The 20630-nt window shown below is 64.9% G+C and carries 18 protein-coding genes and 1 pseudogene; 10 read left to right on the forward strand and 9 right to left on the reverse strand.

All coding sequences use genetic code 11. The features are described 5' to 3' along the window. Positions 1-240: 240 nt before the first annotated feature. A complete protein-coding gene (locus tag ACOYYX_RS33755) occupies positions 241-951 on the forward strand; it encodes a polysaccharide biosynthesis/export family protein (RefSeq protein ID WP_422927055.1) in 711 nt (236 codons plus the stop codon). Between the two features lie 112 nt (positions 952-1063). Here ACOYYX_RS33755 and ACOYYX_RS33760 read toward each other — a convergent pair whose 3' ends face one another. Then, the gene (locus ACOYYX_RS33760; RefSeq protein ID WP_422927056.1) at positions 1064-1759 is read right to left on the reverse strand and encodes a VIT1/CCC1 transporter family protein; all 696 of its coding nucleotides are present in this window, start codon (positions 1757-1759) and stop codon (positions 1064-1066) included. Between the two features lie 26 nt (positions 1760-1785). Further along, a complete protein-coding gene (locus ACOYYX_RS33765; protein WP_422927057.1) occupies positions 1786-2190 on the reverse strand; it encodes a hypothetical protein in 405 nt (134 codons plus the stop codon). Between the two features lie 283 nt (positions 2191-2473). Here ACOYYX_RS33765 and ACOYYX_RS33770 point away from each other — a divergent pair, with 283 nt between their 5' ends. From ACOYYX_RS33770 to ACOYYX_RS33785, 4 genes are all read left to right on the forward strand, one after another. Beyond that, positions 2474-3619 (forward strand): acyl-CoA dehydrogenase family protein, encoded by a 1146-nt coding sequence (locus ACOYYX_RS33770; protein WP_422927058.1) that lies wholly within the window; start codon positions 2474-2476, stop codon positions 3617-3619. Positions 3620-3767: 148 nt separating this feature from the next. Further along, the gene (locus ACOYYX_RS33775) at positions 3768-5231 is read left to right on the forward strand and encodes an MFS transporter (protein ID WP_422927059.1); all 1464 of its coding nucleotides are present in this window, start codon (positions 3768-3770) and stop codon (positions 5229-5231) included. 233 nt (positions 5232-5464) lie between these two features. Beyond that, on the forward strand, positions 5465-7012 hold the full coding sequence (locus ACOYYX_RS33780; protein ID WP_422927060.1) for a purine-cytosine permease-like transporter: 1548 nt from the start codon (positions 5465-5467) through the stop codon (positions 7010-7012). 56 nt (positions 7013-7068) lie between these two features. Then, the gene (locus ACOYYX_RS33785) at positions 7069-8349 is read left to right on the forward strand and encodes an MFS transporter (protein ID WP_422927061.1); all 1281 of its coding nucleotides are present in this window, start codon (positions 7069-7071) and stop codon (positions 8347-8349) included. A gap of 42 nt (positions 8350-8391) precedes the next feature. Here the strand turns inward: ACOYYX_RS33785 and ACOYYX_RS33790 are convergent, their stop codons facing one another. Then, positions 8392-9687, reverse strand: coding sequence for a type II secretion system F family protein (locus ACOYYX_RS33790; protein WP_422927062.1), 1296 nt, complete (start codon positions 9685-9687; stop codon positions 8392-8394). Positions 9688-9973: 286 nt separating this feature from the next. Here ACOYYX_RS33790 and ACOYYX_RS33795 point away from each other — a divergent pair, with 286 nt between their 5' ends. Next, positions 9974-11269: a dicarboxylate/amino acid:cation symporter gene (locus ACOYYX_RS33795; protein WP_422927063.1), complete on the forward strand. Its 1296-nt coding sequence runs from the start codon at positions 9974-9976 to the stop codon at positions 11267-11269. 8 nt (positions 11270-11277) lie between these two features. Here ACOYYX_RS33795 and ACOYYX_RS33800 read toward each other — a convergent pair whose 3' ends face one another. From ACOYYX_RS33800 to ACOYYX_RS33810, 3 genes are all read right to left on the reverse strand, one after another. Continuing rightward, complete coding sequence (locus ACOYYX_RS33800; protein WP_422927064.1) at positions 11278-12078, reverse strand: esterase/lipase family protein; 801 nt, start codon at positions 12076-12078, stop codon at positions 11278-11280. Between the two features lie 140 nt (positions 12079-12218). Beyond that, on the reverse strand, positions 12219-13439 hold the full coding sequence (locus ACOYYX_RS33805) for a glycosyltransferase family 4 protein (protein ID WP_422927065.1): 1221 nt from the start codon (positions 13437-13439) through the stop codon (positions 12219-12221). Between the two features lie 119 nt (positions 13440-13558). Continuing rightward, positions 13559-14926, reverse strand: coding sequence for a carboxypeptidase regulatory-like domain-containing protein (locus ACOYYX_RS33810; protein ID WP_422927066.1), 1368 nt, complete (start codon positions 14924-14926; stop codon positions 13559-13561). A gap of 207 nt (positions 14927-15133) precedes the next feature. Here ACOYYX_RS33810 and ACOYYX_RS33815 point away from each other — a divergent pair, with 207 nt between their 5' ends. The 3 genes and pseudogenes from ACOYYX_RS33815 to ACOYYX_RS33825 all read left to right on the forward strand — a co-directional run bounded on the left by ACOYYX_RS33815 (position 15134) and on the right by ACOYYX_RS33825 (position 17151). After that, entirely contained in the window at positions 15134-15418 is a 285-nt protein-coding gene (locus tag ACOYYX_RS33815) for a hypothetical protein (protein ID WP_422927067.1), read from the forward strand. Between the two features lie 320 nt (positions 15419-15738). Then, positions 15739-16121: pseudogene (locus ACOYYX_RS33820) on the forward strand (DUF6924 domain-containing protein). 199 nt (positions 16122-16320) lie between these two features. Continuing rightward, a complete protein-coding gene (locus ACOYYX_RS33825) occupies positions 16321-17151 on the forward strand; it encodes a TatD family hydrolase (RefSeq protein WP_422927068.1) in 831 nt (276 codons plus the stop codon). 60 nt (positions 17152-17211) lie between these two features. Here the strand turns inward: ACOYYX_RS33825 and ACOYYX_RS33830 are convergent, their stop codons facing one another. From ACOYYX_RS33830 to ACOYYX_RS33840, 3 genes are all read right to left on the reverse strand, one after another. Beyond that, a complete protein-coding gene (locus tag ACOYYX_RS33830) occupies positions 17212-17445 on the reverse strand; it encodes a hypothetical protein (RefSeq protein WP_422927069.1) in 234 nt (77 codons plus the stop codon). Between the two features lie 34 nt (positions 17446-17479). Continuing rightward, positions 17480-18544, reverse strand: a complete 1065-nt coding sequence (locus tag ACOYYX_RS33835; RefSeq protein WP_422927070.1) for a DUF1559 domain-containing protein — start codon at positions 18542-18544, stop codon at positions 17480-17482. Between the two features lie 168 nt (positions 18545-18712). Continuing rightward, a complete protein-coding gene (locus ACOYYX_RS33840) occupies positions 18713-19636 on the reverse strand; it encodes a UbiA family prenyltransferase (protein WP_422927071.1) in 924 nt (307 codons plus the stop codon). Positions 19637-20164: 528 nt separating this feature from the next. Between ACOYYX_RS33840 and ACOYYX_RS33845 the strand changes: the two genes are divergently transcribed. Then, positions 20165-20599 (forward strand): hypothetical protein, encoded by a 435-nt coding sequence (locus ACOYYX_RS33845; RefSeq protein ID WP_422927072.1) that lies wholly within the window; start codon positions 20165-20167, stop codon positions 20597-20599. Positions 20600-20630 lie beyond the last annotated feature (31 nt).

The raw sequence follows: 20630 nt of genomic DNA on the forward strand, positions 1-20630 counted from the left end.
ATACGATCAGTTCCACGAGCACTGGACTCCAGGTCGGCCGCAAGCTACTTCGTTCCCCCGTTTGGGTCAATCCCGAGTTTTTCTTCAAGCGGCCCCGTAAAGTCTCCCGATCAGAGAAGAGGTTCCGACTCACGGTTGGGTCGGCGCCGCGTCCTTTTTGCCAATCGCAGACGGGATCGCGGACAACTCGCTAGTCACCAGTTCCCGAGAGGGTGTTGGCTGATGACCGCAAGGATGCCAATGGCGCGTGCCCGGCTCTTGGGCGTGCTCCTGCTCACCCTCGTTCCAGCCCTCCACGGTTGCAGCGGGTTGAATGCGCACCGCGCCAATAAGATTCCGCAGTACGGGGTGATCGATCCGAACCAGCCGCGCGAGCTCCAGATGGTCTCGCTGCCGCCGTACGTGATCGAGCCCCCCGACGAGCTCGAGGTCTCGGTCAAGCCGCAGGTGCCGGACCTCTCGCTCACCACGCTGGCCGTCCAGACGGACGGCACGATCGACTTCGGCTTCGGGGGCGACGTCTACGTCGCCGGCCTCACGCTCGAGCAGGCCGAGCGGAAGATCGCCGACCACCTCACGAGATTGCCCGGCTCCCGGAAGCCGAAGCAGCCCTATGAGGTCTCCGTCAGGCTCATCAACGGGAGCGCGAGCAAGTTTTACTACGTGCTCGGCACCGTGACGACCCAGGGCAAGTTCCCCATCACGGGGAACGAACGGGTGCTCGACGCAATCCTTGCGGCAGGTCTCAGGACGAACAGCCTACCCGACAAGGCCTATCTCGTCCGCCCCCACCCGGCGGGCGGGCCCGACACGGTTCTCAAGATCGACTGGTTCGGGATCAAGGATCGGGGTGACAGCCTGACCAACTACCAGGTCTTCCCCGGCGACCGCATCGTGGTCCCCGGCGGCAAGCCGCCTGGCCTGTTGAGCACGCTGCTCGGCGGAGGCTGAGCCGCCCACGAGGCGAAGACGAACTTGATACCAAACGGAACCGCCCGGGGCTCAAACCTCGGGCGGTTTCGCGCTGGTGATTCGTCCGAGCCGCGACCTGGATCTCGACCGCTCATGCGAACATGCGGGCGATGAGGTAGGCCGCGGCCGCGGCGATCCCGCCGATGAGCGTGGTTTGCAGGGCGCTCCGCAGCGGTCGGGTCCCCGTGAACTGCCCCTTGACGTAGCCGAAGATCGAGAGGGCGAAGAGGGTCACGACCACGGAACCCAACTGTGCCGACCGCGAGTCGGATGAGAGGATGTAGGGGGCAAGCGGGATCAGGCCTCCCGCGATGTACGCCCCGGCGATGGTCGCCGCACTCGTCAACGCCCGACGCGGATCCGGCTCCTCCAGCCCCAGCTCGAATCGCATCATGAATTCGACCCAGGCCTTTGGATTGGCGCGAAAGGCCCGGGTGATCGGGGCGATCTCCTCAGCCGAGAGCCCGTAGGCCTTGAACAACTCGGTGACCTCGGCAACTTCGACCTCGGGCACCGTCTCGATCTCTCGCCACTCGCGCCGTTCCTCGGCAACGTAGTGTTCGGCGTCGCTCCTCGCGGCGAGGTAGCCCCCCAGGCCCATGGCGATCGAGCCGGCTGCGACCTCGGCGAGCCCAGCGGTGACGATGATCCAGGTCTCGTGGATCGTCCCGGAGAGTCCCGCCGCCAGGGCGAAGGGGACTGTCAGGCCGTCCGACATCCCGATCACGATGTCGCGGACGAACTCGCTGGCGGTGAAATGACGCTCGACGTGCTCGACCTGAGGCATGCGAAGTGGAACTCCCGACGCGCCGATCACCACCATTCGCCGCAGGCGCGTCGGGCGTCGCGTTCGAACCAGTTGTCCAGGTAATAGTCGCCGCCGCGCCACCAGGCTACGACGCTCGCCATCAGATAGACGGGGATGAACATCGGGCCCCAGAGCTCGACCTGGCGGACGTGGGCCTGCTCATGATCCCTGCATGAATCGAGGCAATGGCAGTCTCGGCCTATGATCACATGACCGAGCGTCATGGCCGCGAAGCCGAACCGGACTGCGAAGCGCCTGGAGAACCCGCCGTAGAACTCGAGCGCCCCCTGCCTGCGCTGGACGCTCCCCCCCGTGGCGAGCGTGAGGGCCCCCGCCGCGAGGCCGACGCAGGTGGTCGGGAACGCCCAGGTGTAGACGATCGCCCGATAGACCAGGCTCCTCGACCCCAACGCCGACGCTCCTCTCGACCCAACCGCCTATCCTCATGACGTCGGAGGCACACGAATCACGGACAGGACCTTCGGCTCGGGGGCCGTCTGTCTCGCCCCCGTTTGTGGACGGAAATCCGACCATCCGAGGGGCCCACTCATCTTGGGTGGGGGCCGCTCCAAAGTCAATGCCCGCACCATCGCCCGAGGCTGTGCGGGTTTACGGGGCGGGGGACAGTGATTAGATTGCACGGATGCCCGCGAGCGTATCCCCCCTGAACCGCATTGCAAGGAGGCGAGAGCGATGGATTTTGCCCTCAGTCCGGAACAGCAGGCCTGGCACGACAACGCCGTCGCGTACGCCCGCGAGAACCTCATCGACGACATCCTCGAGCGCGACGAGCGCCGGGAGTTCTGGCGAGAGGGCTGGAAGCGTTGCGCCGAGTTCGGGATCCAGGGGCTGCCGGTCCCGACCGAGTACGGCGGCAAGGGGCTCGGACTCCCCGAGACGATCGCCGCGATGGAAGGGCTCGGCTACGGCTGCCCCGACAACGGCCTGATCTTCGCCATCAACGCCTCGACCTGGACGAACACGATCCCGATCCTCCGCTACGGGACTGACGCCCAGAAGAAGAAATACCTCCCCTTGCTCTGCGACGGCACGCTCGTCGGGGCCAATGGCGCCAGCGAGGTCGAGGCCGGCTCCGACATCTTCAGCATGCAGACCCGGGCCACCAAGACGTCCGACGGCTGGATCCTCGACGGGCGGAAGACCTGGGTGACGAGCGGACCCGTCGCCGACCTCTTCGTCTGCTACGCCACGACCGACCCCGCCAAGGGGGTCCTCGGCATCAGCGCGTTCATCGTCCCCAAAGATACCCCCGGCTTCCGCGTGGTCCGCGAGATCCGCAAGCTCGGCGTCCGCACCGTGCCGATGGGCGAACTCGCCTTCGAGAATTGCACGCTGCCTCCGGAGAGCCTGCTCGGCCGCGAAGGGCGGGGGGCCGAGGTCTTCAACTGCTCGATGGAGTGGGAACGCGGGGCCATCCTCGCGAGCGCCCTCGGGACGATGAAGCGACAGCTCGAGCGCTGCATCAAGCATGCGAAGGGGCGCAAGCAGTTCGGCAAATCGATCGGTAAGTTCCAGTCGGTCGCCAACAAGATCGTCGACATGAAGCTCCGGCTCGAGACCTGCCGACCGCTCGTCTACAAGATCGGCTGGCTCAAGGCCCAGGGGCGCGACGCGACCCTCGACGCGGCGATCGCCAAGCTGCACGTCTCCGAATGCTTCGTGAAGAACAGCCTCGATGCCGTCCAGCTCTTCGGGGCCGCCGGGTTCGTCGCCGAGAACGGCATCGAGCGAGACCTGCGCGACAGCATCGGCAGCACGATCTACTCGGGGACGAATGAGATCCAGCGAAACATCATCGCGCAACATTTGATCCGGTAGTCGTTCGGTTGCGAAGACTTCCGTCCAGGGATCCCGGTTCGTCCCACTGGAAAAGCGATGACCTGTCGGGTATGACGTTACCAGTTTCTCGCCCACCCCAACTGCTCAAGTAGGCCGCGTCATCATCGCTTCCAGGGAGAATGCGCGTATGAATCCGAATCGTCTCTTCGTGGCGAGTTGTATCTCGCTGATCGCGTCGGCCTTCTCGTTCGTGATCCGGCAGGACGTGCTGCCGGCCTGGGGCACCACCTTCGGTCTCAACGCGGGGCAGCTCGGCTTCATCGCGGGCCTGGCCTTCTGGGGGATGGCGAGCTCCATGGCGGTCGGCTCCTTCGTGGTCGACTTCCTCGGCATGAAGAAGATGCTCGGTCTGGCCTTCCTCTGCCACCTGGTCGGGACCTTGCTCACGATCACCTGCCCGTTCATCGCCACAGGGGAATCGGCATACCGCCTCCTCTGCTTTGCGACCTTCCTGGTCGGCAGCGGCAACGGCCTCGTCGAGATCGGGATCAACCCGCTCGCCGCGACCCTGTATCCGACAGAGAAGACCCACAAGCTGAACGTGCTGCATGCCTGGTGGCCGGGCGGCCTCTTCCTTGGCGGCCTGATCTCGATCTTGATCACGAAAGGGCTGGGCCTGGATGCTGTAGGCGCCGACATCAAGAAAGAAGCCATCATGTTCGGATGGCAGGTGAAGGTTGGCCTGATCTTCATCCCCACGCTGATCTATGGCGTGCTGTTCATGATCCAGAAGTTCCCGGTCACCGAGCGCGTCGCCTCGGGCGTCTCGAGCGGCGAGATGCTGGGCCAGGTTGCCCGGCCGATGTTCCTGCTCTGGGCCTTCTGCATGCTGCTGACAGCCTCGACCGAGCTCGCCCCGCAAGGCATGCAGAGCCTCGTGCTCGAGAAGACGGCCGGGATCAACGGCACGTACGTCCTGATGGGCACCAGCGCCATCATGTTCGTCCTGCGTCACTTCGCCGGCCCGATCGCCCACCGGCTCTCGCCGGTCGGGATGCTCACCGGCTCGTCGATCCTCTCGGCGATCGGCCTCTATGCGTTGAGCTTCGCCTATGACACGCCGACGGTCATCGTCGCCGCCACGATCTTCGGCCTCGGCATCGTCTACTTCTGGCCGACCATGCTGGGCGTCACGGCTGAGCGTTTCCCGCGAGGTGGTGCGTTCCTCCTCGGCCTGATGGGCTGCATCGGTAACCTCGCCATCGGTTTCGTCTCGCCCGAGATGGGGAAGATCAACGACAAGATCACCTATGAGGCCCTGCCGGCAAACCTTCGAAGTGCCGTCGTGGCCACCGCTGCAGCCGAGCCCGGAAAGGCCGAGGGAGCCGCGAAGGTCGAGGGAGAGAAGGTCGCGGCGTTCGTCATCGACGCCGAGAAGGTCAAGGCGCTGCCCGAAGCCGACAGGGCCATCGTCCTGAAGGCGCAGAGCGAAGGGGCCAAGTGGTCCTTCCGCTACGTCTCGGCCTTGCCCGTCATCCTCGTGTTCATCTTCGGCGCCATCGCTCTGAGCGATAAGGCTCGAGGCGGCTATAAGCCCGAGGTACTCAAGGGGAGTGAGTTCGCGCCCGCCGAGCTCGCGTCCGACTTCTAAGTCGCGAGCCGCAGTGAGAATACCCCTCGAGCCCGTTCTCGGCCGAGGGGTCTGGGACCATCCACGAACCGCGTGGTCAGGCTCGTTCCTGGCCACGCGGTTTCGATGTCGACTAGGCTCGCCCTCTCCACGCCGGTTACACTTCTCTGGCGACGTTCGCTCGCTCGCGAGGGTCGCCCAACACCGAATCCACCGATACTGCCCCGGCGCAGCACTCCGTAATCGAGACGCTTGTGGATACCGCCGAAGGTGCGTTGAGCAAAAGCCCCGAGAATCACGACACCCCCGCCGTCACCGCGGAATCCGCCACGGCGACGCCTCCATTGGTTCGCAAGCCCTGGCAGACGAGCATCGCGCCGACGTTCATCAGCCTCTTCCTCTGGATGGTCTATTTCGACCAGCTCGGACGCAGGGCGCTCCCGCTCGGCGGCCTGATCTGGTGCGTCATCGGGGCGGCCGCGGGGGGACTCCTCTGCTACCTCCTGCTTTATTACGGCCCGGCCATGTGGGGCCAGCGCACGGGGTTCGCGACGGAGGTGCTCGGGACCGACACGTTCGGCGAGCGCGGGGCTCCGTGGTTCACGCACCTGCTGGTCGGGATCGTCCAGGTCGTCTGGATGGCGGTCTCTGCCCACTATGCCACGAGCTGGTCGCTCCAGGGGCTCGTCTCGATCGGGCTCCTGCCGGCTCACGCGTTGCAACCGGTCGTCCTCGACTCGATGAAGCTCCCCAGCATCCTGTTCCTGATCACGTCGCTGACGTGGCTGTACGCCGCCGCGCTCGTGGGGAGATACTTGCTCCGGGTCATCCTCGCGTTGATGAACGTCTACCCGGTCTTCCCCGCGCTCTCCTTGGGCCTGGCGACGCTGGTGACGCTCAAGGGGGCGATGGGGACTCCGATCGGCGAGGGGATCCAGCCGGTCCTCGCCCCGCTCAACCCGCAAGGGCGACTCGAGGCGTTCACGCTCGTCATCCAGTGGATCTTCGGCTTTTTCGCCTGCTCCGCCACGGCGGCGGCCGACTGGGGAGCCACCAGCCGGAGCCCCAAGGATGTGCGGATCGGCGGCCTGGTCGGGGTCTTCATGGCCTCATGGATCGTCGCCACGCTCGGCCTGCTCGTGACCTCGGGCGGCGCCGCCAGGGCCGGCGGGGTCTTGCCCCAGGGAGTCGGCGGCCAGCCCTCGATCGAGGCGACCTTCCAGAATGCGTTGCTCCTCGGCGGCTTCCCCCCCTGGCTGGCGGGGGCGGTCTTCCTCCTCTTCGGGCTCTCCGCACTGGCGCCGGCCTGCTATGGGGCGTTCATACTCGGCTCCCGGTTCAACGCCGTCTGGCCGAGCTGGCCGCGACTCCGCTTCATCCTGCTGGCGACGCCCGTCGCATGGCTGATCTCCATCACGCGGTTCCCCACGAGACTTGAAGAGATCTTCACCGTTATGGGTGCACTCTTCGGGCCGATGCTCGGTGTGCTGGCGGCCGGATACCTCCGCTCTCGAGGGGTCTGGCCGGGGGCCAGGCGAGGCGTGAACCCCGCCGGGGTCCTGGCGTGGGCCCTGGGGCTGTTCGTCGGGCTCGTCCCGCTCGTCGGCAAGGCGCTCGACAACGCCAGCCTGGCGAAGATCCAGCCGGCCGCGGTCCTGGGCTTCGTGGTGGCTTACGCCTTCTACTACATCCTGGCTACCTTCGGGCTGGAAGCCCCGCCGGCCGAGGTGAAAGTGGAGACGACGATTCCAGCGGCAAAGGACGCGGTCGTGGCGACGACGCCCGACGAGCAAGCCGATTGAGCGGGCCGGTGTCGATGACGCCCGGCCGCTGAATGGACTCTGAAGCGAAGGATCTCATGTCCGAGCGCATTGCCACCGAGCGTCCTTCCTACCTCCCGCGAATGTTCTCCGCGCTCGACAATCCGTCGTATCGCCGGTTCTACATCGGGCAGGGGATCAGCCTGGTCGGCGCCTGGATCCAGGCCGCCGCGGTCAGCTGGATCGTCTTCCAGGACACGAACTCCGAGCTCTGGCTTGGTATCGTGGCGGCGGCGAGCGTCCTCCCCGGCCTCCTCGTGGGGGTCTTCTCGGGCGCCCTGGCCGACCGCGTCGTGCCGAGGAACATGATCCTGCTGATGGAAATTGCCCAGATGATCCTGGCGTTCACCCTGGCGGGGCTCATCGGCTCCGGGGTCGCCGATGTCCGCCTCCTGACGCTGATCCTGGCCCTGACCCGCGTCTGCGTCGCGTTCGAGATGCCGAGTCGTCAGGTCTTCATGTATCAACTCGTGGGCCGCGAGGAGCTGACCAACGCCATCGCGTTGAATTCCGGGCTCTTCAATGCCTCGCGCGTCATCGGACCGGCCCTGGCGGGCATCTTGTTGGCCCGGTTCGACGAGACGGTATGTTTTTTCCTCAACGGCCTCAGCTACGTGGCCGCCATCATGGCCGTGTTGTCGATACCGAGACGCGTGGTCGTCGAGGCGCCGGCGCCCAGGACCGAGCACCGAGGAGTTCTGGGAGGCTTCTCATACGCCTGGCAGGATCGTCGCGTCGGCATCCTGTTCCTGGCCATGACGCTGTTCGGGATCATCGGGATGGGCTACGACGCGATGATCCCGGCCTTTGCGAAGCGGGTCGTCCACACCGACGTCGGCGGTTACGGCGTCTTGCTCTCCAGCAGCGGCGTGGGGGCGACTCTGGGCGCCTTCGCCGTGGCCTGGCTCGGCGGGTTCCGCCGCAAGGAAAAGCTCCTGGTCGGCGGCCTCCTCCTCTTTGCAGGATCGCTCGCCGCGGCGGCGGCCCTGCCGACGCTCGCGCCGATGAGTTGGCCTCGCGGAGCTCGAGTCGGCCTGGCGTCGATCTGCCTGTTTGGCATCGGCTTCGGGGCGGTCGTCTTCTACTCGGCCATGCAGATGCTCATCCAGGTCTCCGTGCCAGACCACCTGAGAGGCCGAGTCATGGGGATCTGGATGATCGCCTTCTCGGGTTCCGTCCCCCTCGGCTCGCTCTGGACGGGGAAGCTCGCGTCAAGCTGGGGCCTGCCCTCGACCATCGGGCTCTCGGCCGTGCTCTGCGTATTCATGGCGGTCGGCCTCGCCGCCTGGGATCACCGCACGAGACACGCGCATCCTTAGCGGCGAACCGTGACCGTCCCTCCGGATGACGAGGACCCTCAATTAACGGGTCAGGCTCGTAATCATGGAAATGTAGGGGAGGAAGACGGCGAGGATGATGAACAAGACGGCCCCGCCCATCACGACCATCAAGATCGGCTGGACGAGCTGACCCATGTTCTTCACCATGTAGGTGACTTGCTCCTCATAGTCCTCAGCCAGTTTCTCCAGCGACTCGGGGATCTTGCCCGTGTCCTCCCCCGAACCCACGATCGCGATGACGTCCGGGTAGAAGCAGTTGGCTCGCGACAGGGCCGTGCTGAGGTCGCCGCCGTCCATCACCGACTTCTTCGCCTTCTTCATGGCGCTTCGGAACGGGTCGAGCCGCATCACATCGGCCGTGAGGTCGAGCGAAGTCCCGATGTCGACACCGGCCGCCAGGAGTGCGGACAACGTCTGTGCGAAGCGAGTCGTGTCGATCTTTCGAAGCAAAGCTCCGAGGACCGGGACGTACAGGGCCATCTTGTCGAGGAGCTTCTTCCCGGCCGGAGAGCCATAGACTCTCAGCCCGACGAAGGGGATCGCGACCATGATTGCGGGAACGACGATCCACCCGGCCTTGGCCATGAAGTCGCTGAAGCCCATAAGGATTCGGCTGGGCAAGGGCAGGCTCGTCTTCGGGGCCATCTCCCTGAGCATCTGGGCGAACATCGGCAGGATCCAGATCGTCATCAGGGCGACGACCCCCGAGGCGACCAGTAGGACCGCGATCGGATAGATCATTGCCGAGCGTGCCTGGCGGATCAGCTTCTGGCGTCCCTCGTAGTGCTGCCCCATCCGCCGGAGGGTCTCGGGCACGCCGCCGCGGGTCTCGGCGACGCGGATCATGCTCAGGAAGAGCGAGTCGAACGCGCCCGGCTCCTTCGCGACGACGTCGGCCAGGGTATCCCCCTTGCGGATGCCGAGGGTCATCCGGCCGATCACGGGGCCGAGCGCCGTGCCGTTGAATTGCTTCTCGAGCCCTTGCAGGGCCTTGATGATGTCCACGCCCGCGCTGAGGTAGGCCGCGAACTGCCTGCAGAACTGCGAGAGCAGCCCCGAGCTGACCTGCCCGAAGACGATCCGCTCCCACCAGCTCGGCCCGGCGTCCGGCTTGATCCGCTCCGTAACCATGTCGTCGAGGGATCGCCCCTTGGTGGACTTCGAGGCCTTGAGGCCCGAGCGTTCGGGATCCTTGGGCGGATGGGGGCTCGGTCGCCAAGTCGAGGCCTGGTCGCCGACGCCATACTCGTCGGCATCGGCGGGCCTGGGGGCCTTAGGCCTCCGGGGCGGACGGGGGTCTTCGGGGTCTCGGCTCATCGCATCCTACTCCCCGGCCCGGCGCATTGCCCCGGCCGCAACATGATGGCGTTTCTGCGTTTCGAAGATCTGAACTCCTTCCATTATCCGTGCCGACAAAGGGCTTTGCAATCGGGCGAAATCCGCCTTCGAGGTTCCGGACGTCGGGACGATCCGGGGACGTCGGATCCGGCAGCCGGCCCATCCCCATGCTTGCCGCGGGTCGAGAGATGTCGTATGAACGACGGTCCGAACGCAAGGGCCGCGCGACGGCCAGGGGAGATCGGGCGATCTTGAGGGGAGACGGATGTCGCAAATCGAAGTGGAAAACCTGGCCGGGGCCGACGAGCCGGAGAGCCGACCGGGGGGGATCCCCCTCTACATCTGGGTGATCGGGGCGGTGATCCTCGCCATCCCCGTCGGGTCTTACTTTGGTGATTCGATCGCCCGCATCGACATCCTGCCCAAACTGATCATCAGGGCCCTCAACGCCCTGGCCGCGCCGCTCGTGGTGCTCGCGATCCTGAGTGCGGTGGTCTCCAACGACATCCGGGGCCGACAGGGCTTCTTGATGATGGTCTACTACCTCATCAACACCCTCGTCGCGATGGGGTTCGGCCTCCTGCTCTCGAACCTCATCGCTCCCGGTCAGGGCGCTCAGCTCGTAGACCTGGCCAACCCTCCCACGCCCCCGCCCAAGAAAGAGGTGGTGGACCTCCTGATCGAGCTGGTCCCCAAGAGCGTCGGCGAGGCCTTCGCGACGAACAACCTGGCCCAGCTCGTCCTGCTCACGCTCGCCCTCTCGATCGGCCTCGTGAAGATCCGCAACGAGCAGCAGGCCCGGGGCGAAACGACATACAAGGGGGTCGTCGACCTCCTGAACCTCGGCTTCGAGTTGCTCATGCGGGTGCTGCTCTGGGTCGTGGCCCTCGTGCCGTTCGCGGTCTTCGGCGTGGTGGCGTCGAGCGTCGGGCAGAAGGAAGGGATCCAGGTCTTCAAGTCGCTCATCTGGCTGATCGTCGTCGTGCTAGGAGGGCTGACGTGCCAGGTCACATGGTATCTCGTGGTGATGGCCGTCTTCGGGGGGATGTCGCCGCTCCGGTTCCTGCGCGGGGCCTCCAACGTGATGGCCAGCACGTTCAGCACGGCGAGCACCGCCGCGACGATGCCCATCACGCTCAACGCCCTCACCAATAAACTCGGGGTCTCGAGGGAGTCGAGCCAGCTCGCCGCTTGCGTCGGCACGAACTTCAATAACGACGGCACCGCGCTCTATCAGGCCACCGCCGTCCTGTTCATGGCCCAGGCGCTCGGGTTCAACCTCTCGACGATCGACCAGCTCATCATCGTCGTGACCACCCTCGTCGCCAGCGTCGGAGCGGGGGGGATACCGTCGGGCAGCTTCGTGACGCTCCCCTTGATCTTCGCGGCCGTCGGCCTGCCGGCCGACAAGATCCCGGTCCTGCTCACGATCGACTGGTTCCTCGACCGCTGCCGGACGACCTCGAACGTGCTCGGCGACATGACCGTCGCCGTGCTTCTCGACCGCACGGCGACGTCGAAGCCCGTCCCCAAGGCGGAGAGCCTCGAGACGTTCGCATAAGGCGAGGCTCAGGCCTCGACGACGACCGGGATCCTGCCTTCGACGGCCTCGCTCTCGCCGAACCCGTGGTTCACGAGGTTCTCGAGGATCGACCCGTAAAGCTCGAAGGCCGGGGGAGGCTGGAATTCGGGGGCGAACCAGTTGACCTGCCGGAGGTGGTCGAGGTGCGACACCGGCAGGTTCGTCCCGAAGGCGAGCGCCGAGTCGACCGCGACGAGTCCGTCGTTGGGGCCTTCGAGCTCATAGAGGGCGTCGTGGATCCGCCGGAGGGGCCAGCAGACGTCTTCCGAGTTCGGCGCCCCCGCGACGCTGAAGCAGGGGAGGTCTCTCGGGGCCGGTGCGTGGCGGTGGAAGGCCCGCGCGGCCCTGCGGGTGACGTCGACGAACCCGCGGTGATCCACGCCCAGCGACGTCAACTGGCGGTAGATCCGGCCGAACCGGATCTTGGCGAAGTCGGCGATCGCCGAGCCGAGGTGGGGCGTGCCGATCGTCGTGATGCTCAAGACATGCTTGCGCCAGGAGCTGTCGGTCAGCAACCAGCGGGCATCGAGCCCTCCGGAACTGTGGCCGATGATGTGCACCGGCTCGTCGCCGAAGGCGGACTCGATCGATTCCGCCAGGCTCCTGGCCCGGAAATCCATCCCGGCAATGGGGGGCACCTTCGTGACGAGCACCCGATTTCCCGCCGCGGCGAGGAACTCGGGGATCTCACGGAAGTAGGTCGTCAGCCTCACCGGCCCGAAGCCGATCTGCTTGAAGCCGAAGAGCCCGTGTGCCAGGACTACCGGAGCCTTCAACAAGGGGGACATTGGGGAGCCGATCGTAAGGTGCCTCCCGAGCTTCCGGCGCGGGCCGACGCCTTGGACAAGGGTTTCATCACCGTCCTTAGTGCTTCCGACTTAAGAGAATTATAGCGAATGGCCGCCCCCTATGACGATAAAGCGGGCTCCTACCCGCGATTCCTCGCCGGCTCCAACGACCCAACCGCGCCAGGCGTTAAAATGCGTCGATAGAGGGCGAGATAGCGGTCGATCACGACCGGCAACGCGAACTCGCGCTCGATGAGCCCTCGGGCCGACTCCCCGAGCTGTCGCTTCAAATCCGGCTGGGTCAGGACCTCGATCAGGGTCCGAGCCCAGCCTTCCGGATCGTTCGACGGAACGAGCCTGCCGACGCCATTTTCGAGCAGGTCGGAGTTTCCGCCGATGTCGGTCGCGACGCAGGGCAAGCCGGTCGCCATGGCCTCGAGCAACGAATTACTCATGCCCTCCGCGACACTCGGCAGAACGAAGACATCGGCCGCACGCAGGATCTCGGCCGGGTTCGCGACGGCTCCGGTGAACTGCACCCGATCCTCGATCTTCAGGGCTTTCGCCCGCTCGGCGAGCCGGTGACGTTCGGGCCCATGCCCGACGAGGATCAGGTTCGCCCCCGTGGCATGGCTGACCCTGGGCCAGGCGTCGAGCAGCAGGTCGAGATTCTTCTGCGGGTGGAGTCGGCCGGTGAAGACGACCCGGGGACGGGGCAGCAAGTCGCCGTCATACTGGCTCGGGCCCGGACGATACAACTCCGCGTCGACGCCGCTGGCGAGGAGCGTCATCTTGTCCGCCGGAACGCCGAGGGCCCTCCACTGATCCTGGATGTCGGCGGAGATCGCCACGAAGGCGGAGTTGCGGAGGATCAACCGGCGGAGGATCGCCGAGCCCCGGGTCCGGAGCAGTTCGTCGGCCTCGCCGTAGTATCCCGAGCTGGCCGGCTGGACGAGGGTCGGGGCCCCCCGGAGGAAAGGCCTGGCCAGGCCCGTCGCGACGGCCTCCCAGAGCCCTTGATGGGTGTGGACGATGTCATACTGCGGTCGAAGTCGGATCAAGGACCGCACCACGCCCGAGACGAACGTCGGCGCGAAGAGCGGTCCACGTTTCGACGACTTCACCCAGCGATGGACCTGGATCCCCTGGACCACCTCATCGCGTGGAAGTCCATCGACCGCATGGGTGACGACGTGGACGGTGTGTCCTCGACGGCAGAGCTCGACTCCTTGTGCCAGGGCCTGGCGTTCCGCGCCGCTCTCGAGCGGGTGGAAGTAGCTGACCACGTAGCAAACGCGAACCGGGGTGGATTCCGCCATGTTGGGCCGCGTAGCCTGAGAAAGGTGTTGGACGGAAGACATGATCACGACTCGCCATTGAGCCGATCTGGCTCGAGGCGTCATCGCCGTCGGGCCAAAAAGAAAACCCGGGCCCCCCGAACGGGAGGCTCCGGGCTTCATCATATCATCAAACCGGGCGATCAGCGCTTGATGGTCAAGGTCGGGATATCCCGGCCCTGGTCATCGACGATCGAGCCGTTGCTGATCGTCAATTCGCTGACGGCATAGACGCGGCCGCTGGGCATCGTGACCTTGACGGTCCAGTCGCCGTCGGGGAGACGCACGGCGTACTGCCCGAGGTTATTGGTCGTGACGACGCGGTCGGAGAAGGCCCGGGCGCGGTTCGAGATGATCACGCGAACCCCTTCCTCGGCCTCATTCGAGTCGCTGTCGACGACGACCCCTTCGAGCATGCTCTGGCTGGTCCGGCCAATCTGCGAGTAGATCGGGCGGCTCACCACCCGACGGGTGTCGCGGGGCATCCGATAGACCTGCTCCTTGGGTGCCTCCTTGGGATCGGCGGGCACGTCAGCCGGGCCGAGCGGCGGCGGGATGTTGAGCCCACCGTCGTTCGCCTTGCCCGGGGCCGGGGCGGGCGCCGCGGGAGTGGCGCCACCAGCATTAGCAGGCTTGGCCGTGCTCTTCTCTTCGGGTTCGAGTTCATCCTTGCCGCCACCGACCGGAGCCGACGGGAACGGCACCGATCCAACCTCGTCCTGCCGGGGATCAGCCTTTCGCTTGGAAGGAGCCGCCGGAGGCGTGGTGTCTTCCAGCGGGGGTTCGTTCGCCGAAGGGGTGCTCTCGACGGTCGGGGCAGGGGCCTTCGCCCGGGCGGGAGCGGCCGCCCTGGGGCGAACGGTGGTCACCGGCGCGTCGACGGTGGCGACGTCGGTCATCGTGCCGCAGTCGGCCGAGGTCGTCGCCCTCGCCACGGTGGCGACGGGGAAGTCATAGATGGTCGGATAGACGCTCGTCGTGGGCACATAGGTGGTCGGCACGTACGTCGTCGGCACGACATACGACGAGGGGACGTAGTAGCTGGCCGAGGTGGCGACGTAGGTCCGTCGACCGAACAGGCGGTTGAGCAAGCCTGGGCGACGCGCGTAGTAGCCGGTCGTGTAGAGCGGCGAGACATACGAGGTCGGCGTGAGCGAGTAGCTGGGCAGGTCGTAAGCCGTGGTGTATGCCGTCGGCAAGAGGTACGACGTCTCAGCGTAGGTCGTGGGGGTGTAATAAGCGGCCGTCGGATAGACGTACCTCGTCGGCACGACCGCCGCAGACTCCACCACATACGAAGTCGGGACGTACGAGGTCGAGACGTAGGACGTGGGGACGTACGACGTCTCCACATACGACGTCGGGACGACGTACGACGTGGGGACCCCGAGCACAGTCTCGGAGTAGACCGCCCCCGACCGCCCCCAGTTCGCGTAAACGTGCGTCCCTGAAGGGAGGAAGCCCAAGCAAAGTGCAGAGACCAATCCGGCTCGGATCCATGGCGACTTCATGAGAGTAGCTCCTGGCTGGTACCAAGAAGGCGGACTTCCTTGCCTTCAGCATCCGAACTTGAGAAAAAGAATCCAAACAATCCTAGAATAGCAGCGCCTGACCGCGAAACCAATAATTTGCGTGGATTCGGAAGATTTGGGAAGATCGTGAAGGACCAACTTGCGGTCGCAAAAGACGTTGCGGCCTGAGCGAGAGAGATGACGAGAATGAGCCAGACGCGCGACGCCTCGGAAGTGCTGAACCGCGACTTCCTCGAGACGAGATGCCGGATCCTCGACATAGCCGCCGCCCTCGACCGCCACGACAGGGCCACGAATCGCCCCGGCGAAGCCCCTGACCGTCGCCTGGCCCAGGTGCGCCAGGCCCTAGAGGCCCTCCTCGAACCCGGCCCCGGCCGCGCCGAGACCATCCAACGAATCTTCTCCCTCGACTACGATTCCGACTGGCGAGGAAGATTCGAACTCCCGGCCGATAAAGCACACTCCAAGTAGGGTTGTAGTGATTTTGTCGGTTATGCAATTACGACAATCTATGCCGTCTTCCGTCGGCAACTACACGGGTCCGATTATCACATTCGCAACCTCAAGACCCGGTGGAAGTTAAGGAGCCGCATCGCGGCTCCTCTCCCACGATTGCGAGACAATCGCTCATCGAATTGCAGCACAATTGTCGCGAAATTCGTGCCAGCCAGGCTCACATACGGCCTCTTCTTGAAACGATCCGACGCCCCTGGAACCCAAGGCAACCCACGTCGGCACCTGCAAACGGAGCGAGAACGTGAAGAAGCTGTCCGAGACCGAGGATTCTCCTGATTCGGACCGACTTCTCAAACGACGCCGGGTGGGATGACCTCTGCGCCAAACTCGCGAAGCCCCATGAAGATGGGTTCAAGTCCATCTCGCCTGCATCCACGCCCCTGCGTACGCAGGACTGACGATCGAACAGCCCCTGAAGCTGACCGTTGGGGATGAGAATTGCACCTTCGCGTTCATCGCCGATCAGGCGACGTACAGCGACGCCAAACGCCCGATCTTCGTCGTAGACCTTGATGTTGAGCCGGGGCAAAGCTTCCGCGTCATCACGCGCGAGCTGTGGGGCATCGAGAACAACCTCTCCAACGCGAACATGGACTACGACGACTACGCCGAGGCTGTCGAAGAGGACGGAGTCTTCCGAGGTTTTCCGCAGGACTGAGGTGATAAGAATCGGCCATCCGTGTGGACCTCGTTCCGGGACGGATGGTTTCCGGCCGCGGCTTGTTGCAGTATCTTAGGAGATGGGAGTACCTCGCCGGACTTCCTCGAATTCCGGCGACGATACCCGACCATCAATCGCCGGGCCGGAATCCACCCACAAGGCACTCCGCCGACCTGGGGCTAAGGAGGCAGACGACGTGTTCTACATCGACCCCCACATCCACATGGTCTCGCGAACGACCGACGACTATAAGCGGATGGCGCTGGCGGGTTGCAGGATGATCAGCGAGCCGGCGTTCTGGGCCGGGTTCGATCGGTCGGGGGTGGAGGGGTTTCGGGACTACTTCCGACAGCTCACCGGGTTCGAGCGAAGCCGGGCCAAGCTGTATGGGATCGAGCACCTCTGCTGGCTCTGCATCAACGCCAAAGAGGCGGAGAACGTCTCGCTCGCGCGTGAGGTCATCGCGATGATCCCCGAGTTCCTCGACGACCCGAGCGTCCTCGGCATCGGCGAGATCGGGCTCAACAAGAACACGCGGAACGAGGCGACGGTCTTCCTCGAGCACCTCGACCTGGCCGCGAAGACTAACGAGATGATCTTGGTGCATACCCCGCACCTGGCCGACAAGTACCAGGGGACCCGGATGATCCTGGACATGCTCCGGGACGACTCCAGGATCGTGCCCGAGCGCGTCTGCATCGACCACGTCGAGGAGCACACGATCCGGCTCGCCCTCGACGCGGGGCACTGGGTCGGGATGACGCTCTATCCCATCTCCAAATGCACGCCCGCCCGCGCGGCCGACATGATCGAGACGTTCGGCACCGAGCGGATCATGGTGAACTCGGCCGGCGACTGGGGCCACAGCGATCCGCTCGCCGTCCCCGAGCTCATCTTCGAGCTCAAGACCCGGGGCCACGACGAGGCCCTGATCCGGAAGGTCGTCTACGAGAATCCGCTGACCTTCTTCTCGCAGTGCGCACGGTTCCAGCATTCGCTCGGAGCCGGGGTGCTCACCGAGGCCTGACCCTCAAATCAAGGTCCGATCGGCGAGGAGGTCATCTACCTCGCCGATCGGTCGAAAGCGTCAGCCGAGCGGTTCGAGCCGACCAGGTTCCCGCAGGCTGATGGGCTGCCCCACCTGCCTGAGCGGGACCTTGCGATTCTTGCCCTTGGCCTCCGGCAGTTCGGGCTCCGGTTGGGGTTGATAAGCGCCCGGAGGAGGGACGGACGGTGCGCTCGGGCCGTTCGGGTTCGAGTCGCAACCGAACGAGCCGGTCGCTACCCCCACGAGTGCAGTAAGAATCAGCCTACGATCCATAAGGTCCCCTTGCTGACTGTCGGATCGACGGTCTCTAAAAGGCGTCGGCCGAGATCACCTCGGACGTGTCCCTGGTCCCGAGTGCGCGGTAGGTCGCCAGGTCGATCGACTCCTTGAGGAACCTCACGGAGCCGTCGCCGAACAGGAACTGCGCCCCGCCGGGATGCTGGCTTCTGAACCCCCACTGGCCGTAATCCTTGTACTTCGGGCTATCCACCCAGGCCCGGTGGTCGTACGTGTCGGGCCAGTGGGTCTCGGGCGGTAGGGGATTGATCCCCCCGTCGGGATAGTCGCCGATCATCAAATTGGCGTTGATCCTTGGCACCTCGTATGCGAACCCTTGCGGCCTGGTCGTGGCGGCGGCGAGGGACGAGATGTTGTAGGCGAAGACGCTCCAGTTGTTGCAGAACCAGTCCGGGTCGTTGCGGAACCGAGACGACTCACCGGCGAAGATGGTCGAGCTCAGGCCGTCGCTGAACGCCGAGGAACCATAGGCCGTGTACGTGTCGAAGGCACCATTGCCGAGGTCCTGGTTCCAGCACTCCGGGCCTGCGTAGTAGGCGATGGTGTTCCAGGTCCCGCCGGAAGGGAAGTAGGAGGTCTGAGAGTAGGCGATCGGGCCGGGGCCGAGCTTCGAAGTTCGAAGCTCGTCGCTGGGGCAGATGTAATTGGAGATGGTGGAACCGAGTGCCGTGCTATTGCACGCGCCGGCGTTCACACCGGCGACGAATATCCCATCGGCCCGGAGATTGAAATTGATCGCGTTGTAGACGTTCGCCTGTTCCATGTAACCGAGGATCAGGGCGAGCATCGTGAAATCCCGGGGCGAGCCGGTGCCGGAGTGGACGATCACCCCGCCGCAGTTGGTCGCACCGTCCGCCGCGCTGTACATGATCGCGCCCGAGGGGAAGGAGCCCTGGGCACTTTCATAGTTGGCGATCGCGAGCCCCATCTGCTTGAGGTTGTTCTGGCACTGGGAGCGTCGCGCCGCCTCGCGTGCGGCCTGCACGGCCGGAAGCAGGAGGCCGACCAGCACGCCGATGATCGCGATGACGACCAGTAATTCGATGAGCGTGAATCCGCGGCGTGGTTGTGTCATGAGGCTTCACCGGGGAGCCTGCGATGCGCACGCGGCCGAACGATCCGCGCGGGCTCGAATAAGCATGACACCCCGAACGCGTGGATGCAAGCGACAATCGCGTGACACTATAAGGACCAATCGGATTCAAGAAGCATCAAGCGATTATCAAAGAGGTGACGGGCGATCTCAGGTGGAATAGAGCCAACGCCCCAACCTGTACGCGGGGAACCAGAGGACGGCAACCGCCAGGGCATGGGCCGGCCCCCTCACGGCCGCGACGACGCCCACATTGAGCCAGACGAGCGACAGCACGCCCGTCTTCACCGCGCGTTGCAAGGTCCCGGGCACCGGGTTGCGTAGCGCCCGGAGGTCGGCCCGATTCACGATCGCCGCGACCAAGAGCAGGACAACAAGCCCGACGATCAGCGAGGTGACCTGACTTGCGCCCGCCAATGACTTCGCCCAGAACGAAGCCCCGATCAGCCCCAGGAAAGCGAGGTCCTGGAGCACGACCCCGGCGACCACACCGCGGGTCTGTCCGCTCTCGGTCTCGGATCGGCTGATCCAGGTCACGCCGACAATGAACAGGGCGAGCGAGCCCGCCACGAGCCAGCCGGCGGGACCGCCGAGGTTCTCGGCCTGGCTCATTCCCAGGAGCAGGTTGAGGCCCCGGCAGGCCCCCATTACTTCGGGGCCGAGCACGGTCCGCTTCGCGCCGGCGTCGTAGGCGAAAACGCAAGCGGCCAGGGCAATCGCAACCAGGAAGCTCATCAGTGAGCCGCTCATGGCAGCGAGGATCGGCCCCAGCAGGAGGAGACCGGCGCCCAGGCTGGTGGCGAATCGGCGCGAGATCCGGCCCGAGGGCAGGGGGCGTTGGGGACGCTCGCGGAGGTCGATCTCGTAGTCGAAGACATCGTTCAGTGCGATCCCAGCGGCATAGATCGACATCGAGGCCAGCACCAGCGGCAGCCAGCGCCCGGGGTGCTCGAGCGTCCCCATCGCCAGCAGCCATCCCGCGAGGCTATCGGCGGCCGCCGTGAAGACGTTGGGGAGCCGGACGAGCTGAAAATAGGGCTTGAGCCTGACCGCTAACGTGTTGGATCGATCCATCACCACAACGACTTTCGAGGAGACGCGGAGGGCCCACCACGGAATCGGAACGTTCCGGCGAGGATGTCGGGCGTTGACACCCCTCATCATAACTCAAATTTCCGGGCCGATCCGACATTTCGCCGACGCTCCCGGAGCGAACCCGAACCTACGCCCTCGGGTCGGTATCCATGCGACCGATCTTGGCCGACGGTTCGACCAACGTTCGCCGGGTGGAGCGTGCGCCTGCCCTGGCGGGACATTCGGCGGAACCTCGGGAGGGAGGATCGTTCGAGCGTCCTGGAGATTTCCAACCTCTCCACCGGGTATTGCCCCGAACCGGATTCGTGGGATGCCGTCGCGAGGGTCCTCGACGCGCTAGGAATCTCCCACCCCGGCCGATTCACCTCAGAAATTCAACTTCGCAAGTGTGAGCATTGTTCGGAGAGGAACGTCGTGAAAGACGGGAGCCTCGTCTGCCAGGTCTGCGGCCACAACCTGCCCATGTCCTGAAATTTCGCCAAAGGCCCGAGTTGGGATTGAACCAGGATGAGCGAGAGCCCGTTCCGGGAGACGATCGCCGAGGTCAGGGAGACGTTGCTCGGTGTAGCAGCGGAGGTCGACACCTGGTTCGACAGGCCCGAGGAAGTCCGATGCTATCGTCGACGGCGCGGAGGATGGACCATCGATGAAGTGCTCGAGCATATCACCCTCACGAATCAGTACCTCTTGCTCGTGATCCGGAAATCGACCAGCAAGGCGATCAGGAGGGCCGGACGGGGCGCCTCGATACGTGCCGGGGAGAGCAACCTGCGACTCCTCGACCCGATCGCTCGTTCTCCTGGCATAGACCCGAGCACATGGAGCCCTCGAACGCGAAGAGACAGCCACCCCAAACGAACTGATCTACGATTTCACAATAATATTTTCAATACTCTAAGGTTCCAATTCGTTGACTTAATTGCAGCTCTCGGCGGGAAATAGAAAAGGGGGAGCCGGTCTTCAACGACCGGCT

This window comes from Singulisphaera chitinilytica, assembly GCF_049331405.1.
Lineage (GTDB): Bacteria > Planctomycetota > Planctomycetia > Isosphaerales > Isosphaeraceae > PoT.

Coding starts and splice junctions, on each gene's coding strand:
- ACOYYX_RS33755 (WP_422927055.1), top strand. CDS start 241: ATGGCGCGTGCCCGGCTCTTGGGCGTGCTCCTGCTCACCCTCGTTCCA.
- ACOYYX_RS33760 (WP_422927056.1), bottom strand. CDS start 1,759: ATGCCTCAGGTCGAGCACGTCGAGCGTCATTTCACCGCCAGCGAGTTC.
- ACOYYX_RS33770 (WP_422927058.1), top strand. CDS start 2,474: ATGGATTTTGCCCTCAGTCCGGAACAGCAGGCCTGGCACGACAACGCC.
- ACOYYX_RS33775 (WP_422927059.1), top strand. CDS start 3,768: ATGAATCCGAATCGTCTCTTCGTGGCGAGTTGTATCTCGCTGATCGCG.
- ACOYYX_RS33785 (WP_422927061.1), top strand. CDS start 7,069: ATGTCCGAGCGCATTGCCACCGAGCGTCCTTCCTACCTCCCGCGAATG.
- ACOYYX_RS33790 (WP_422927062.1), bottom strand. CDS start 9,687: ATGAGCCGAGACCCCGAAGACCCCCGTCCGCCCCGGAGGCCTAAGGCC.
- ACOYYX_RS33795 (WP_422927063.1), top strand. CDS start 9,974: ATGTCGCAAATCGAAGTGGAAAACCTGGCCGGGGCCGACGAGCCGGAG.
- ACOYYX_RS33800 (WP_422927064.1), bottom strand. CDS start 12,078: ATGTCCCCCTTGTTGAAGGCTCCGGTAGTCCTGGCACACGGGCTCTTC.
- ACOYYX_RS33805 (WP_422927065.1), bottom strand. CDS start 13,439: ATGTCTTCCGTCCAACACCTTTCTCAGGCTACGCGGCCCAACATGGCG.
- ACOYYX_RS33810 (WP_422927066.1), bottom strand. CDS start 14,926: ATGAAGTCGCCATGGATCCGAGCCGGATTGGTCTCTGCACTTTGCTTG.
- ACOYYX_RS33815 (WP_422927067.1), top strand. CDS start 15,134: ATGAGCCAGACGCGCGACGCCTCGGAAGTGCTGAACCGCGACTTCCTC.
- ACOYYX_RS33830 (WP_422927069.1), bottom strand. CDS start 17,445: ATGGATCGTAGGCTGATTCTTACTGCACTCGTGGGGGTAGCGACCGGC.
- ACOYYX_RS33835 (WP_422927070.1), bottom strand. CDS start 18,544: ATGACACAACCACGCCGCGGATTCACGCTCATCGAATTACTGGTCGTC.
- ACOYYX_RS33840 (WP_422927071.1), bottom strand. CDS start 19,636: ATGGATCGATCCAACACGTTAGCGGTCAGGCTCAAGCCCTATTTTCAG.
- ACOYYX_RS33845 (WP_422927072.1), top strand. CDS start 20,165: ATGAGCGAGAGCCCGTTCCGGGAGACGATCGCCGAGGTCAGGGAGACG.